This window comes from Variovorax sp. IB41, from assembly GCF_016405905.1.
GTDB lineage: Bacteria > Pseudomonadota > Gammaproteobacteria > Burkholderiales > Burkholderiaceae_C > Variovorax.
This window is the reverse complement of sequence record NZ_JAEFCB010000001.1, coordinates 58420-73927: the sequence shown is the minus strand read 5'-3', so window position 1 is coordinate 73927 and position 15508 is coordinate 58420. Positions and strand designations below refer to the sequence as shown.

Genomic DNA, 15508 nt, shown 5'->3' with positions numbered 1-15508 from the left:
CACACCGTGAACCCCGTCGAACAGAGAACCATCTCCAAGATCAGCTGGCGGCTCTTGCCGCTCTTGATGATCAGCTACTTCATCGCCTACCTGGACCGCGTGAACCTGGGCTTTGCCGGGTCGGCGATGTCCAAGGACCTGGGCTTCACCGCCGCGGTGTTCGGCAGCGCGGCGGGCATCTTCTTCCTCGCGTACTTTCTCTTCGAGGTGCCGAGCAACATGGCGCTGGAGCGCTTCGGCGCACGCCGCTGGATCGCCCGCATCATGTTCAGCTGGGGCATTCTTTCCGCGGCCCAGGCCTGGGTGGGCGGCTCGACCAGCTTCAACGTCGTGCGCTTCCTGCTCGGCATTGCCGAGGCCGGTTTCTTTCCGGGCGTGATCTTCTACATCACGCTGTGGTTTCCGGCGGCGTACCGCGCGCGCATCGTGGGCTGGTTCATGTTCGCCATTCCGATCTCCACGGTGATCGGTTCGCCGATTTCGGGCTACATCCTCAACATGGATGGCGTGGGCGGCATGCACGGCTGGCAGTGGCTGTTCATCCTGGAGGCGATTCCCTCGCTGATCCTGACCTTCTTCATCCTCTTCTACCTGCCCGATGGCCCGAAGGATGCGAAGTGGCTCTCCAACGAAGAGCGCGACTGGCTGCAGCACACGCTCGACGGCGAGCGTCGCAGCCGCGAGGCGCTGCACACCATTTCATGGAAGCAGGCGCTGCTGAATCCGCGCGTGATCGGCCTCGGGTTCGTCTACATGGGCATCACCGTGCCGCTGTACGGCCTGAGCTTTTTCCTGCCGCAGATCATCAAGGGCTTCGGAGGTCTGGGCAACGTGGAGATCGGCTTCATCAACGCCTTTCCGTACCTGATCGGCGCCATCGCGATGGTGTTCTGGACCCGCGCCTCCGATGCGAAGAAGGAGCGCAAGTGGTTCCTGCTGATCCCGCTCGCGTGCATCTTCGTGGGCCTCGTCGCGGCCGCGGAAACCAGCGCGCCGGTGCCCAAGATGGCGGCCGTGACGCTCGCCGCATTCGGCATCTTCAGCGCGCTGCCGATGTTCTGGACGCTGCCCACCGCCATCCTGAGCGGCACCGCGGCCGCGGCCGGCATCGCGTGGATCAACTCCATCGGCAACCTGGGCGGCTACATCGGCCCGACGATCTTCGGCGCGCTGAAGGACCGCATGGGCAACGACATCTACGCGGTGATCTTTCTCGCGCTGCTGTCCGCGGTGGCGTTCGTGCTGGTGCTGATCATCGGGCACGATGCGCGGGCCGAGCAGGCGGCGGCGGGGCGGGCCTGAGCGCTGCGATGAACAGCAGCCGCGCCTTGCTGCTGCTGTTTCTGTCGCTTGCGTCGGCGCGCTGCTTCGCTGCGTGGCGCATCGAAACCGACCGCTCCACCGCCGAGATGCATGGCCTCTTCGAGATACGGCAGGAGGCTCGCGATTTTGTCGCGAAGGAGAACGCGCGCACGCACAGCGGATGGGTGGCGCTCGATCCGAACATGAAAATCCTGGTCCCGCGGTGCAGCGTCCCGCTCGAAACCCGATGGACACCCAAGAGCTACGGGCTGACGGGACGCAACGTCATGGTCACCTGCGCACGCGCCGTGGGCACCACGCTGCAGAAGTGGAACGTGAACGTGCCAGTCACACGAAAAAAGTAGGGCCCGGATGAATTCAACCCCTCGCCTCTCCGGCCTCCCCAAGTTGCTCGCCGTCCTGACCGTGGCGTACTTCCTGACGAGCCTCGGACATTTCACCCACAACGCCGAGTTCATCTGCGAGTACCCGAATCTTCCGGCTTCGCTCACCAGCGCGAAGGTCTATGCGGCCTGGGTGGGCATCACGTCGGTGGGGGTGCTCGGGTTCCTGCTCATCCGCAAGCGGTTCGTGATGACGGGCCTTCTGCTTGTCGCCGCCTATGCCCTGCTCGGCTTCGACGGACTCGGCCACTATGCGCTGGCGCCGATGGCCTGGCACACCCGCACGGCGAACCTCACGATCCTGTCGGAAGTCGTTGCCGCGGCGCTGTTGCTTGCGGCCACGGTTTGCCTGCTGGCGTTGCGACTGCGCGAGCGGCGCCGGGCAGCGCTCCGCTGAGCCGATCGCTGCGGGTCAGCCGGACTTGCTGCGCGCAGTCTTCTTGCCGCCCTCGGCGCGCGGCGCTTCGTTGCTCGCCGGGGCGTTCGCCTGATCGACCCACAGCAGCGCATCGACATACGACACGAACCGGTTGAGGTATTCGGGCGAGAGCTCTCGCATCAGCGTGAGCGATTGATGCACGAGGTTGTGCGAGTTGAGCGGGCCGGCGTTCTGCGGCAGCTTCGCCAGCGATTGCGTGAGCCGCCGTTCGGCGCTGAGCTTGGACCACGTGCTCCGGAAAAACGGGAGCACCTTCAGCTCGTGGGTTGCCAGGTCCATCCGCTCGGACGATGCGTGCTGCGCGAGGTGGACCGTCAGTTCCGCGAGCGGCCCGTGCGCAGGTGGCTTGACCGCGGTGGCTTGCGCATCCGGCATCTTTTCGAGATCGTCGCCATAGGCTGCGAGCAGCGCGGTGACTTTTTCGTCCAGGATGCGCCGCGCCTCCCCGCCGTGGTCCGCCGCGCGCCGGGCCAGCGTCTCGATGAAATGGAAGCGGACCGGGTCGAGGCGATGCGCCCCGCGCTCGCGCCATGCGCCGAGCGTTGCATCGATTCCGTTGGATTCGTCGCTGCTACTCACGCGGCTTTGTCTTTGCGTCGGAGCGCTTCGGCGTGGGCGCCATCTCCACGCGCCGATTTTTCGAGCGCCCATCGGCATCGGCATTCGACGCCACCGCCTGCTCGGCGCCGAACGCCGCGGCAAAGATCGCGGACGACGGAATGCCCTCTTCGATCAGCGTGCGGGTCACCGTCAGGGCGCGCTGCGCCGAGAGCTCCCAGTTGTCCGCGAACTGGCGGTTGCCGCCGCGCACCTGTCGGTCGTCGGTGAAGCCGCTCACCATCAGGATCTCGTCGCGGGCTTGCAGGTACGCGGTGAGCGGCGCGGCCAGGCTCTTGAGCAGTTGCCGGCCTTCGGGCTGCAGCTCGGCGGAGTTCAGCGCGAACAACACGCTGCCACTGATGCCGATGCGGCCGTTGTTCAATGTCACCCGGCCCGCCGCGAGCGGCCCGGCCAGCGCCTGCTCGAGCGTCTGCAGCCGTTCGGCCTCGACCTTGCGCTGCTTGACCTCGGTTTCGAGCTTGGTCGCGAGTTCGAGCTGCATGCCGATCACGCAGACCAGGATCAGCACGAAGGCGCCGAGCAGGCCCGACATCAGGTCGCCGAACACGGCCCAGACCGGGACCGTCGCTTCCGTGCCGGCGTCGAGGTCCTCGGTCATCACGCTTCGCTGCCCGCTGTCGCACGGTGATCGCGTTGATCGCGCTGATCACGCTGCACGGCGAGCTGCTGCAGGTCTTCGACGATCTGCTTCTGCGACGAGATGCTCAGGTCGATGACCTCGCGGGCCTGTGCCACGTAGTACGCCAGTTGCTCGTCGCTGCGCGCGATCGACTTGCCCAGCGCGCCTTCGATGCGCTGCAGGTGCGCGCTCATCTTGTCGTTCGATTCGGTGAAGAGCTTCACGGCGAAGCCGAAGGCCTCGCCCAGGCTAGCCACCTCGACGGCGCTGCCGGTGATCTGCGCGGCGACATCGGCCATCTTTCCGGTCTCCGCATCGACCTTGTCGGTGAAGCGCGAGCCCACGCGGTCCAGCAGATCGGCCGAGGTGGCCACGAGCGCATCGATGGCGCTGCGCTGCTCGGTGGAGGCGTGGTTCACCGCATCGAGCAGTGTCTCCAATGTGCCGAGGATGCGGCTGCGCTCGTCGAGCATCGCGTTGTCGCGCGCCATGCTGTCCGAGAGCTTCTGGCGCAGCTCGGCGATCACCTCAGCCGCGGCGCGGGGCGCTTCGGAGGCGGCCTGCATGAGCTGGCCGATCTCGGCGATGGTGCTCCTTGCGTGCGCTTCGCTCTGGGCGGAGATGTCGTTGGCGGTCTGTGCCAGCGTCTTGCAGATTTCCTGCTGCTGGGCTTCGCTGCGGGCACCGGCCTGTTGCCATTCCTGCTGGAGCGACACGGCCATCGCTTCGAGCGCCTGGGTCCAGGTGGCGAGGCGCTGCTGGTCGCGCGATGCCATCTCGCTCTGCAGGTCGGTGTGCGCCTGGCCCACCGTCTTCAGCAGCGATGCCGAGTGCTGTTCGAACGTGGCTGCGGCGGCCGTGAGCGCGCGGTGCGTGTCGCCCGACAGCGTTTCGCTCGCGCGTTCGTGCTGCGCGAGCGCGCTGCGCCAGTTGTCGGACACGCGCTCGACCGTGGTTTCAAGGCGCGTGGAAACGCCGTCCACCAGCGAAGCCGAACGCTCTTCAAAGGTCTGCGTGAACTGCGCGAGCGTGGCGCGCAGGTCGTTGGCTTGCGCCTCGCTCGTGCGTTGCTGACCGGCGAGCGCCGTCTTCCAGATGTCCGCCACGGTGGCGGTGTTGGACTCGAAGCGGGTGGAGAGGCCGTCGAGCTGCCGTTGCACGCTCTGCTCGACGGTGGCGTGCAGCGCGGCCGTCTCGCGCGCGATGCCGGCCATGGTGGCTTCGACCACCGGCTGGATCGTCGCGCCGGCGATGCGGGCGCTGTCGGCAAGGCCCTCTTTCAGCGACTGGCCGACGGACGAAGCCAGGCCCGCGTACACGGACTCGGCCTTGCCGTGGAAGCTGTCCTGGCTGGAAATCAGGCGCTCGTTCAAGGCGTGGCTCTGACGCTCCATCGTCGCCATCATCAGTTGCAGCTGGTCGACCAGTGCGGGCATCGCCTCGCTCTGGCGCTGCAGCAGCTTGAAGGACTCTTCACGCTGATGGGCCTGCGAGAAGACGCGCAAGGTGGTGGCGATCCGGCTGTCTAGCGACTGCGCGGTCTGCATCCGGTCTCTGCGCGCGAGGGCCGACAGAAGGCCCAGCGTCGCCGACGTCGCCACGCCAGCGAGCGAGGTGCCGAACGCCACGCCCAGCCCCTTGACCGGCGCGGCCAGCGAGGCGCGCATGGCCTGCAGGTCCGACGCGCTCTCCAGCGCGGTGCCCGTGCCGTTCAGCGTGACCACCATGCCGAGGAAAGTACCCAGCATGCCCAGCAGCACCAAGAGGCCCGCGAGGTACGGCGTGAGGCTCGGGCCGGGCAGGCCGACGCGCTCGCCCTCGATGCGCAGGCGCACCGCGTTGCGCAGCGACGGATGCAGCTTGTCGAGCCATTCGCCCAGGGTGGCCGGCGGCCCGGTCAAGTCCGCTACGGCGCCGGCCAGCGTGGTCGTGGCCTGCCCGAAGCGGTGCAGCTCGAGCGCGCCGACCACGTAGAACGCGCCGATGAGCACGGTGATCGCCAACGCCAGCGGGTTCGAGCCGATGTACCCGATGCCGACCCAGCAGACCGCGGCCAGGCCGACGACGAAGACGATGCGATGAAGAAGTTGGGTCATGAAACTCTGGTTAGCTCGCGCGAAGGGCTTCGAGCAGCCCTTCGACCGGTTGAAATCGGACGTCCATCTCGGCGAGCAGCACGTCGTGCATGTCCTTGCGGAACACGGCCAGCCATGCGCCGGGCTCGGCCTCGGTGTCAGCCTCGGTGCTGGCATCTGCATCGGCGCTTGCATGCGCCCGGCTCAGGCGCTTGAAGTGCTTCTCGAGCGTCGCCGGCACGCTCGCCAGCAGGCGATGCTCCTGCGCGCCCAGCACCTGTTCCATCACCACATCCACCGCCGCGAGCCGCGCCATGTCGGGCGAGCGCGTCGCCAGCGTCGAGCGCAGGCGGCCGCGCAAGGGGCCGATGCTCGCCGCCATGGCCTGCTGCCTCGCGTGGTAGCGCCGGCGATAGGCCGGGAAGTCGGCGGCGTTGTCTTTGGCTACGCTGTGCATGTCTTCCGCGATGGCGTTGGCCATCGCGCTGCGCACGCGCTCGCATTCGCGTTCTTCGGGATTGCCGGCTGCGCGCGCGCCAGAAGGCACGGCGGCCACGCCGCCGTTCAACGCTGCAGAAAGGGAGATGGCATCGGTCCAGCCGAGCCATTGACTCAATCGATCCGCAAAAGCCTGTTTGGGCTCGGGGACTTCGATGTCGGTCAGTCGAGCGAGCAAGCGAATCAGCGCCGAGCCGGTGAAGCCTGTGCGCCTTGACACTTGCACCATTACCGCCAGATGGAAAAACCTGGCAGTCTACACTGCCGACTCCCCCTGGAAGGCCCTGCCGCCACTGGCCGTTGCTTTGCGTGACATCTTGCTGAACATTCGAAACACAATGGTCAGTTCGGCGCTCGAAAGCAGCTTTTCAGACGCGCTCAGAGAACCAGCTTGTAGCCTTCGTGGCTCGCGACGAAGCCGAGTTTTTCGTAGAAGCGGTGCGCGTCCGGCCGGCCCTTGTCCGTGGTCAATTGCACCAGCGTGCAGCCGCGCGCCCTGCACTGCGCAATGGCCCACGCCCGAACCGCGCAACGCCTCTGCAATGCGGACCGCCTCGATCTGGCCGCGCCATGCGCCCGTGCGGGCGATGCCCGGTATGAACGACAGCTGCAACGTGCCGACCACCGCGTTCGCCCCGTCCACTGCAACGGCGAGCTGCTGATTCGGATCGGCCTCGATCGCGTTGAACGCAGCGAGGTATCGCGCGTCCAGCGTCGGCCCGGTCATTTCCCGGCGGCGCCCCAGTTCGTCGTTCGCCAGCAACTCGACGATGGCGGGCAGGTCGGCCAGCGCCGCGGTGCGAAAAGTGATGTGGTTGTCCATGCTCTCAGTACAAGGTCGACTGCTGCCGTGCCGGCAGCTCACGGTCGTAGGCCGCCCCGTCGAACGCCGCATCGGTCAGCGCGGAAAGAATGGCCCCGGCCGTCGGCACCTCGCGCTTCGCATCCGCCGCCACCGGCGCCCAGAGCTTGGAGCGCTGGATCGCGCGGGCGCACTGGAAGTACACCGTCTCTACCTGCACCTCGATCACGCATTGCGGCAGCTTGCCCTCCACCGCGAAGCGCGCCATGACGTCGGGCGCGACGGTGATGCGCCCTCTTCCGTTCACGCGCAGCGTCTCGCCCACACCGGGGATCAGGAACAGCAAGGCCACGCGCGGATCGGCCACGATGTTGCGCAGGCTGTCGATGCGGTTGTTGCCGCGGCGCTCGGGCAGCAGCAGCGTCTTCTCGTCCTGCACCACCACGAAGCCCGGCGGGTCGCCGCGCGGCGAGGCATCGAGGCCGCCGGGGCCGGTGGTGGCGAGCACCGCGAAGGGCGATGCGGCGATCAGCGCCTGGTAAGCCGGATGCAGATAGTCCACTTCCTTCTTGAGCGAGGCCTCGCCCGGCTGACCGAACAAGGCCTCGAGCTGCGCGACGGTTTCGATGGCGTGGGAAGTGTTCATGACGTTGGCTCTTGAGCGTGAGGTGTCGGATGGGGCGACGGATTCCGGCCGCAGGCGATCGCCATGATGGCCAGCAGCACTGCGGCGATGCCGTAGATCCACGGCGGCGATGCGACCGGCAGCAGCAGCCCCGCGATGAGCGGGCCCGCTCCGGCGCCGATGTCGCGCCACACCGAGCGCGCGGCCAGCGCCTGCACGCGCTCGGGCCCCGGCGTGCGGCGCGCCACGATGGGCGACAGCAAGGGCAGCTGCAAGGCGCGCAACACCACGATGAGCGCCGCGCAGCTCCAGAGCCAGCCGAGACCGAAGCCCACGAGCGCCACGGCCGTCACGAGCGACAGGCTCACCAGCAGCCGCTCCGCGCCGAAGCGCTCGGCCAGATGCCCGCCAACCGGGCTCAGGAAAATCTCCGCGAGGTAGCGCAGCGCCATCAGCAGGCCGGCCACGATCACCGCGCCGCCCGGCAGCAGGTCCTTGCCGAGGTAGGAGAGGCCGACGATGAAGAGCCCGTCGAGCGCCAGCCCTTCCATGAACGACCAGCCGTCCAGGCTGTTGGGCCACTGGAAGCGCCGCGTGGGCTTCTGCGAGCGATGCGGCGCCGAGGGCAGCCGCCGGGCCGCGAACACCGCCAGCAGCGAGAACACCGCGAGGATGCCGAAGATCGCGCGCGGCCCGATCCAGTGCGCCATCAACGCGCCCAGCGGCAGCGCGATCACCGGCCCCATGGCGATGAACGCGCGCGAGCGTCCATTGCGGCGCGCCGCGCCGATGGGGTCGGCCGTGGCCAGCGCCTGTGTCGAGAGATTGAGCGCCGCAAAGCACAGCCCCCACATCAACCGCAACGGCAAGAGCGCCCAGAAGCCCGAGAGCGTCGCGTAGCCCACGCCGCACACGGCGGCCGCCACGACGGCGATGGTGCAGGTCGGCCGGTCGCCGTTGCGCGCATAGAAGCGCGCCACCCAGCGGTAGCCGGCGATGCGCACCAGCCGGTTGGCCGCCAGCAGCATGCCGGCCTCGGCCAGCGTCACGCCGAACTGGCTGGCATACATCGGCAGCAGCAGGTAGAGAACGACGTCGGCCGGCAGTGAAAGCCCGAGCGCGATGGCTGCGTGGCGGGAATTCAGGTCGGTGGCGCTGGGCGCGGGAGCGGGGGCAGGTGTGAGGGGCGTTGAAGACATCGAGACCGCATGGTGCGCCGCGGCAAGGCGGGCTGACAAACGAGATTAACGCCCCGCATGCGTGAGAAAATCGCACACATGCCGCTTCGAGAACCGCCCCTGAACGCCGTGCGCGCCTTTGTCGCCGCGGCCCGCCACCAGAGTTTCACGCGCGCGGCGCAGGAGCTTCACGTCACGCATAGCGCGGTGAGCCGGCAGATCAAGAGCCTGGAGGAATGCCTGGGCGTCGCGCTGTTCGAGCGGCGCGTCCGGCAGGTCACGCTGACGGCGGAGGGCCAGCAGTTCTTCGCCGAGGCCGGCCCGGCGCTGGCGCAGATCAACGCAGCCGCCCAGGCGCTGCAGGCGCAAGGCCCGGCCCGCGCGGTGCGGATCAACGTGCGGCCTTCGTTCGCCGTGCGCTGGCTGATTCCGCGCCTGCCGGCGTTCGTGGAGCGCCACCCCGACATCGAGCCGCAGGTCATCACGAGCACGGTGATGCCGGAACAGGCCACCGACAGCTTCGACATCGCGGTGCGCCGCGGGCTCGAGGGCTGGCCCTCCTCCATCGACGTGCATCCCTTTCTCGAAGACGAGGTGCTGGTGGTCGGCGCACCGGCCCTGTTCAAGACGCATCCGCTCGCCGACCTGCGCGCGCTCGCATCGCACGTGCAGCTCTCGGCCCGCACGCGCAAGGACGATTGGGACGCCTGGAAGAAGCAGGTCGGCGCGCCGCGCGCGAAGCCCGCGGGCCGGCTGCAGTTCGACCACCTGCACTTCGTGCTGCAGGCGGCGGTCGATGGCCTGGGCATCGCGCTCGCGCCGACCTCGCTCGTGTCACACGACCTGGCCTCGGGCCGGCTGCAGTCGCCGCTGCCCGCGCTGCGCATGACGCTCAGCCGCTACTACTACGGCCTCGCGCCCGACGCCGCGCCCGAAGCGCAGCACGTGGCGACGTGGTTCGAGGAGATGCTCGCGCCCTCCTCCGAACCACGCGCCACCCGCTACCACTCGTAGCCGACCCCCACCCCCAGGTTGAACTTCTGCCCGCTGTAGGAGCCGTTGACCTTGTAGACCCAGCTGCCGCTCTCCGAACGCTGCGAGAAGCCGACGGCCACGGCGCTGTAGCCCGAGTAGTAGCCCACGCCGACCGACATCAGCGTCTTGCCCGGCGTCATGGCCTGCGGCAGCGAACTCATCGCGGTGGCCATCGCCACGCCCGAGTACGCGATGCGGGCGATGTCGCGCACCTGGCCCTGCACGCCCTGCAGCTGGCCCAGGTTGACCGCGTCGCTGGCCACGATGCCCGGCGCCACGTTCGAGATGCGCGTGCCGCCCGGCGCCTGGCCGTTGCCCAGGGTCACCTGGCCGTAGTTGACCGAGCCGTCGGGGTTGGCCCCGTACTGCACGCTGCCCGCGGCCACCGCGCCCGTGGTGGCGCGCAGCTGCGCGACGTTGGTAGCGTCGCTGTCGGCCGTGCCCGCCGCCACGCCGGTGATCTGGCGGAACTGGCCCGTGGCCGCGTCGCCCACCGACACCGCCGCTTGTGTGCCGGTGGTGGCCTTGATCGCCTGCGCCTGCTGCGCCGTCGCGCTCGCCGGCACGAAGCCGGCCACGCCCGCGGCCGTCGATGCCACCGAGCCCGCGCCGAGCGCCACGCCGCCCGATTGCTGCACCACCGCGCCGAAGCCGACGGCCGTGCCCTGCACGATGTTCTGCGCCTGGCTCAGCGGCGTGCCGCCCGCATCGGCCTTGTCGCCGAGCGCGACGCCGCCACCGCCCGCGCGCGAATCCACGCCGATGGCCTGCGACCCCGTGGCCAGCGCGCCCGTGCCGATCGCGATGGCGTTGGCGCCGGTCGCCTGCGCGCCGAAGCCGATCGCCACCGCGCCCGCCTCGGTCGCCTTCGCGCCGTTGCCCGCGGCGAACGAGTTGGCCCCGCTCGCCACCGACTGCGGCCCGATCGCCACCGCCTCCTGCCCGCTGGCATCCGCGTCCCCGGCCGTCGAGTTGGCGTGGAAGTACTTGGTGCCGCCGTTGTAGATGCTGGTGACCGTCGAGCTCAGCGTGCTGACGTTGCTCTCGACCGTGCTGAGGCCGGTCGACAGGCTGCCGAAGCCGCTCGTCGCGCCGATGACGCTGGTCGACAGGCTCGCGAAGTTGCTGTTGGTGGTGCTCAGGCCCGTGGAGAGGCTGGAGATGCCGCTGGTGTTCGTGCTCAGGCCCGTCGAGAGGCTGCCGATGTTGCTCGTGACCGTGCTCAAGCCTGTGGACGTCGAGGTCGACAGGCTGTTGACGGTGCTGTCGGTGGTGCTCAAGCCGGTCGAGAGACTCGAGATGTTGCTGGTCGTGCTGCTCAGGCCGGTGGACAGGCTGGAGATGTTGCTTGTCGCGGTACTCAGGCCTGTGGAGGTAGAGGTCGAGAGGCTGTCGACGGTGCTGGCGGTCGTGCTCAGTCCGGTGGACAGACTGGAGATCCCGCTGGTTGCAGTGCTCAAGCCCGTCGAGAGGCTGGAGATTCCGCTTGTGGCGGTGCTCAGGCCCGTCGAAAGGCTTGAAATGCCGCTCGTCGCGGTGCTCAGCCCGGTGGACAGGCTGGAGATCCCGCTGGTTGCGGTGCTCAGGCCCGTCGAGAGGCTGGAGATTCCGCTTGTGGCGGTGCTCAGGCCTGTCGATGTCGAAGTCGAGAGGCTATCGACATTGCTGTTGGTCGTGCTCAGCCCAGTCGACAAACTTGAGATGCCACTCGTGGCCGTACTCAGCCCCGTTGACGTCGATGTCGAGAGGCTGTCGACGTTGCTATTGGTCGTGCTCAATCCAGTCGAGAGACTTGAGATGCCGCTTGTCGCGGTGCTCAAGCCCGTCGATGTCGATGTCGAGAGACTGTCGACGTTGCTGTTGGTCGTACTCAAGCCAGTAGACAGACTTGTGATGCCACTCGTCGCGGTACTCAGTCCCGTTGATGTCGATGTCGAGAGACTGTCGACGTTGCTGTTGGTCGTGCTCAAGCCGGTAGACAAACTTGTGATGCCACTCGTCGCAGTGCTCAATCCCGTCGATGTCGATGTCGAAAGGCTGTTGACATTGCTGTTGGTCGTGCTCAGCCCAGTCGACAAACTTGAGATGCCACTTGTCGCGGTGCTCAGTCCTGTCGATGTCGAAGTCGAGAGGCTGTCGACACTGCTGTTCGTAGTGCTCAGCCCAGTCGACAAACTTGTGATGCCGCTCGTCGCGGTGCTCAAGCCCGTCGAGGTGGACGTCGAGAGGCTGTCAACGTTGCTGTTGGTCGTGCTCAAGCCTGTAGACAAACTTGTGATGCCACTCGTCGCAGTGCTCAATCCCGTCGACGTCGAAGTCGACAGGCTATCGACGCTGCTGTTCGTCGTGCTCAAGCCAGTCGACAAACTCGAAATGCCGCTGGTGACTGTGCTGAACCCGCTGGACAAGCTGGCGATGCCGCTGGTTGCAGTGCTCAGGCCCGTCGAGGTCGACGTCGAGAGGCTGTCGACGCTGGTGTTGGTCGTACTCAACCCAGTCGACAAACTCGATATGCCACTCGTGGCCGTACTGAGCCCCGTGGAAAGACTGCCGATCCCGCTGACGGCGGTGCTCAAGCCCGTCGAAGTGGAACTCGACAGACTTTCGATGCTGCTCGTGGCCGTGCTCAGGCCCGATGACGTGGATGTCGACAGGCTGCCCACGCTGCTGTTGGTCGTGCTCAGGCCGGTGGACAGGCTGGAGATGTCGCTTGTTGCCGTGCTCAACCCCGTGGACAGCGAAGAGGCGGTCGTCGAAAGCTGGCTGACGTTGACCGCATCCGTCGGCGCACCGCCCGCGGCCACATTGGTGAGCCGGCGCTGCGCAAAGCTCGATCCAACGGCCACCTCGCCCGCCGGCGTTTCCCCGGCGATCGGGGCCCCCGCGAAAGGCACGTAGGCCGCTGTGGCCTGCAGTGCCGCCAGGGTGGCCGATGTCGCGCTGCCGTTGCCGATCGCCACGCTCGCGTCATACGCCGCGTTGGCCGTGAAGCCCACCGCGAGGGCACCCAGGCCCTGCGCTCGCGCTTGCGATCCGATCGCCACCGCGAAAGTGCCCATGGCGTTGGCCGAACTGCCGAGCGCAACGCTGTCCGCCGCCGAAGCCACTGCGTTGTTGCCGACCGCGGTCGCGCCGCCTCCTACCAATGCCTTGGCGCCAGCCCCCACTGCCGTCGCGCCAAATCCCGTTGCATTGGCGCCTTGGCCGAAAGCGGCAGAACTCGGTGCGGTCGCCTGGGCTTGAGGGCCGACAGCGGTGGCCAACGCCCCGCTCGCATTGGCCGCCAACCCGATGGCCACCGAGGGCCCGCCCGCCCCCGACACCGTGTTGGTCCCGATGGACACCGAATCCGCGCCCGCGGTCGCGGTCTGGCCCAGCGCCACGGCGCCCGCCGCGGTGGCGCTGGAGCCGCTGCCGAACGCGAGCGCGGCCTGGCCGATCGCGTTGTTCGAATGGCCCAACGCGACCGCGCCCTGCCCGATCGCATTGTTGGCATTGCCCAGGGCCACCGGTCCGTTGGCCGCGACGGTGCCGTCGGCGCTGCCGGCCGCGGTGTTCTCTGCGCCCAGCGCGACGGCGCCGGTGCCGGTCGCCGTGTTGGGGTCGCCGATGGCCACGGCGCCGTTGCCCGTGGCCTGCTGCCCGGCGCCGATGGCGACCGCGCCGCCATCGGCGGTCGCGCTGTTGGCCGTGGCGCCCGCGCCGATCGCCACGTTTGCGCCGGTGTCGCCGCTCTGCGCGCCGTCTCCCATGGCCACGCCGAACGCACCGGCGGCACTGGCCTGGCGCCCGATCGCAATGCCCGAAGCATCCTGCGCCGTGGCCGACTCGCCGATGGCCACAGCCGACCCGCCCGCGGCGTTGGCAAACGCGCCGATGGCGACGCCCTGCTCACCACCGGCTATGGCCGACGTTCCCAATGCGGCGCTGTATTGCCCCACGGCCACCGCGTTGTAGCCGAATGCGATGGAGATGGTGCCCGCCGCGTTCGCGGCCGCACCGAAAGCCGTCGAGCCGACCGCGGTGGCTCTCGCGCCCCGGCCGAAGGCCGTGGCTGGCCCATCGCCAGCCGTATTGCCCTTCGCGAACGCACCGGTTCCGACTGCAATGTCGTTGGCGAAGACTGCATTGGCCTGCGAGCCCAATGCGATCGACGAGGTTCCGAGCGCCGTGCTGTCGGCACCCATCGCAATGGCAAACGTGCCGCGAGCGCTGGCTGCGCGACCGATGGCCACCGCGCCAAGTTGGGTGCCCGCGGCGTTGAACCCGAGCGCGACCGCCTCATTGCCTGCAAATGCCTGGTATCCGCCGGCAAACGCGAATCTGGCTGCATTCGCTCCCAGTCCGACAGCGGTGGCGGCATCGCCGGAGGCATTGGAGAACGCGCCAAGAACGGTGGCGCCGAACATGCCGTTGCCTTGTGCCGCGCAGCCCATCACCGATGCGAAGCCGCCACTCCCGTCGGTGGCAGCCTTGTAGGTGTACTTGGTGACTCCGTCGGGGCCGACGCCATCGGCACCGCACGCAGAACCGCCCGCCACGCTGCCCGAGCCGATGCCCACGGTGCTGGCCAGCGCGGAAGGCATTGCGACGACAACGGCCGATGCAACCGCGATACGCATGAGCAACAGCGTCAAGTCCCCCCGGCTTGGCGTGGCCGCCTCGTCCGAGGGAGGGTGTCTGCGACTTGAAGAAGCGCCGCCTGCTCCTCGCGCGCCTCCTGTAGAAGCGTGTTCAGGTACCGCCACCCACGCGCGAAGCGCTTCATTCCAAACCGTCCGGAAACACTTGTTCATCTCACCACCTCAGCTTTCAAAGGAGTGCAGCGCCGCTGTGCAACGCGTGCCGGGAACTCCCTAAAAAGCGAGTAGAGGTGGGGGGCTGGGCCCACCCGGCTCGAAGGCGCGGGTGAGCACGAAGAACTCATCCGAAGCTTAGGACGCGAGGACTCTAGGCCTCTTTGTGGGCATTGGGTACCCGCGATGCAGGCTTAAAAGATATAGATAGGAAATCTATCCGGGGATAGCTGTAACCGGGCCTCAACCGGCAAGCGAGTCGATGACTTGAGCGATGCCGACCTTGCCCTTCAGCACGACCGCATCGGCGCCCTCGAACGTGATCCATCCCTCGTTGAAGCCGTCGAGCATCTGGATGCGCGGCATCGGGTCCTTCGTTCCCTGCGCGCGAAAAAGCGCGCCCCAGGTTTCGCGCGGCACTGCTTGCGCATGCACCGGCCGGCCGAGCGCCTGCGAAAGCGCCGCGGCGATCGCGTTCGGGCTCACGCGCTCGGGGCCTTCGAGTTCGACGATGCGTTCGATGGCGCCCTCTTGCACCAACAAATCGGCCGCGACCCGGCCGACATCGGCCGCCGCCACCATCGGCACGGCCCTGTCCAGCGGCTGCAGGAAACTGGAGAGAACGCCCTGCTCCCGCGCCGGCGCGATGTCCCAGGCCAGGTTGTCGAGGAACCATGCGGGCCGCAGGAACGTGACGGGCAGCGGCAGCGTTGCCAATGCTTCTTCCATCAAGGTGCGCTGGCTCAGCAGGTTCGACTGCGTGGCCTGCGCGCCGACGGTCGAGAGGCAGATCACACGCGCCGGTTGCGCAGCGACGAGTGCTTGGCGCACCGCATCGATGACGACCCTCGCCTCCGGAAAACCGGGCGTGGGGTCGAAGTTCGGCGGCGGCAAAACGAAGACGCCTTCGGCGCCGGCGAAGGCACGCGCGAGCGCCCCTGCATCTTCCATCTCGGCGACGGCGACTTCGCAGCCGAGGTCGGCCCAGGCCTTGCCTTTGGCCGCATCGCGAACGACCGCGCGAACGGGCTTTCCTTGTGCCAGCAAGGTGCGTGCGACAGCGCCGCCGACATTGCCCGTGATACCGGTGATTGCGTACATGAGAATTTCCTTT

The 15508-nt window shown here is 67.9% G+C and carries 11 protein-coding genes and 4 pseudogenes; 4 read left to right on the top strand and 11 right to left on the bottom strand.

Features of this window, described 5'->3' with window-relative positions:
- Positions 1-6: 6 nt before the first annotated feature.
- From JC881_RS00335 to JC881_RS00325, 3 genes are read left to right on the top strand one after another with little or no spacing between them, the layout of a single operon-like run.
- Positions 7-1302, top strand: coding sequence for an MFS transporter (locus tag JC881_RS00335; protein WP_198783733.1), 1296 nt, complete (start codon positions 7-9; stop codon positions 1300-1302).
- A gap of 8 nt (positions 1303-1310) precedes the next feature.
- Positions 1311-1667, top strand: a complete 357-nt coding sequence (locus JC881_RS00330) for a hypothetical protein (RefSeq protein ID WP_198783732.1) — start codon at positions 1311-1313, stop codon at positions 1665-1667.
- Positions 1668-1674: 7 nt separating this feature from the next.
- Positions 1675-2103 (top strand): hypothetical protein, encoded by a 429-nt coding sequence (locus JC881_RS00325; RefSeq protein WP_233101465.1) that lies wholly within the window; start codon positions 1675-1677, stop codon positions 2101-2103.
- A gap of 15 nt (positions 2104-2118) precedes the next feature.
- Here the strand turns inward: JC881_RS00325 and JC881_RS00320 are convergent, their stop codons facing one another.
- From JC881_RS00320 to JC881_RS00290, 7 genes and pseudogenes are all read right to left on the bottom strand, one after another.
- Positions 2119-2724: a DUF2894 domain-containing protein gene (locus JC881_RS00320; protein ID WP_332875165.1), complete on the bottom strand. Its 606-nt coding sequence runs from the start codon at positions 2722-2724 to the stop codon at positions 2119-2121.
- Positions 2717-3364 carry an OmpA family protein gene (locus JC881_RS00315; RefSeq protein ID WP_198783730.1) on the bottom strand — a complete coding sequence of 216 codons (648 nt, stop codon included), beginning with the start codon at positions 3362-3364 and terminating at the stop codon, positions 2717-2719. Before JC881_RS00315 ends, JC881_RS00320 begins: the two co-directional genes overlap by 8 nt.
- Positions 3364-5481: a DUF802 domain-containing protein gene (locus tag JC881_RS00310; RefSeq protein WP_198783729.1), complete on the bottom strand. Its 2118-nt coding sequence runs from the start codon at positions 5479-5481 to the stop codon at positions 3364-3366. Before JC881_RS00310 ends, JC881_RS00315 begins: the two co-directional genes overlap by 1 nt.
- A 10-nt stretch (positions 5482-5491) precedes the next feature.
- Positions 5492-6187, bottom strand: a complete 696-nt coding sequence (locus JC881_RS00305; RefSeq protein ID WP_198783728.1) for a DUF3348 domain-containing protein — start codon at positions 6185-6187, stop codon at positions 5492-5494.
- A 149-nt stretch (positions 6188-6336) separates the two neighbouring features.
- A pseudogene (locus tag JC881_RS00300) lies at positions 6337-6781 on the bottom strand (GNAT family N-acetyltransferase).
- Positions 6782-6785: 4 nt separating this feature from the next.
- Complete coding sequence (locus tag JC881_RS00295) at positions 6786-7406, bottom strand: pyridoxamine 5'-phosphate oxidase family protein (RefSeq protein WP_198783727.1); 621 nt, start codon at positions 7404-7406, stop codon at positions 6786-6788.
- Entirely contained in the window at positions 7403-8584 is a 1182-nt protein-coding gene (locus tag JC881_RS00290; protein ID WP_198783726.1) for an MFS transporter, read from the bottom strand. Before JC881_RS00290 ends, JC881_RS00295 begins: the two co-directional genes overlap by 4 nt.
- Positions 8585-8662: 78 nt before the next feature.
- On the opposite strand from JC881_RS00290, the gene JC881_RS00285 reads away from it, so the two are divergent.
- Entirely contained in the window at positions 8663-9577 is a 915-nt protein-coding gene (locus JC881_RS00285; RefSeq protein WP_198783725.1) for a LysR substrate-binding domain-containing protein, read from the top strand.
- Here JC881_RS00285 and JC881_RS32770 read toward each other — a convergent pair.
- The 4 genes and pseudogenes from JC881_RS32770 to JC881_RS00275 form a co-directional block, all read right to left on the bottom strand.
- Positions 9565-10050 (bottom strand): annotated as a pseudogene (locus JC881_RS32770) (YadA-like family protein); the annotation flags it as partial. The gene JC881_RS00285 and the pseudogene JC881_RS32770 overlap by 13 nt on opposite strands.
- 342 nt (positions 10051-10392) lie before the next feature.
- Positions 10393-12867 (bottom strand): annotated as a pseudogene (locus JC881_RS32765) (beta strand repeat-containing protein); the annotation flags it as partial.
- A 324-nt stretch (positions 12868-13191) separates the two neighbouring features.
- Positions 13192-14394, bottom strand: a pseudogene (locus JC881_RS32760) (ESPR-type extended signal peptide-containing protein); the annotation flags it as partial.
- Between the two features lie 243 nt (positions 14395-14637).
- A complete protein-coding gene (locus JC881_RS00275; RefSeq protein WP_198783723.1) occupies positions 14638-15495 on the bottom strand; it encodes an NmrA family NAD(P)-binding protein in 858 nt (285 codons plus the stop codon).
- Positions 15496-15508 lie beyond the last annotated feature (13 nt).

Excerpts from the sequence above, each read along its gene's own strand:
- JC881_RS00295 (WP_198783727.1), bottom strand. The coding sequence starts at position 7,406 with ATGAACACTTCCCACGCCATCGAAACCGTCGCGCAGCTCGAGGCCTTG.
- JC881_RS00305 (WP_198783728.1), bottom strand. The coding sequence starts at position 6,187 with ATGGTGCAAGTGTCAAGGCGCACAGGCTTCACCGGCTCGGCGCTGATT.
- JC881_RS00310 (WP_198783729.1), bottom strand. The coding sequence starts at position 5,481 with ATGACCCAACTTCTTCATCGCATCGTCTTCGTCGTCGGCCTGGCCGCG.
- JC881_RS00285 (WP_198783725.1), top strand. The coding sequence starts at position 8,663 with ATGCCGCTTCGAGAACCGCCCCTGAACGCCGTGCGCGCCTTTGTCGCC.
- JC881_RS00330 (WP_198783732.1), top strand. The coding sequence starts at position 1,311 with ATGAACAGCAGCCGCGCCTTGCTGCTGCTGTTTCTGTCGCTTGCGTCG.
- JC881_RS00325 (WP_233101465.1), top strand. The coding sequence starts at position 1,675 with ATGAATTCAACCCCTCGCCTCTCCGGCCTCCCCAAGTTGCTCGCCGTC.
- JC881_RS00290 (WP_198783726.1), bottom strand. The coding sequence starts at position 8,584 with ATGTCTTCAACGCCCCTCACACCTGCCCCCGCTCCCGCGCCCAGCGCC.
- JC881_RS00315 (WP_198783730.1), bottom strand. The coding sequence starts at position 3,364 with ATGACCGAGGACCTCGACGCCGGCACGGAAGCGACGGTCCCGGTCTGG.
- JC881_RS00275 (WP_198783723.1), bottom strand. The coding sequence starts at position 15,495 with ATGTACGCAATCACCGGTATCACGGGCAATGTCGGCGGCGCTGTCGCA.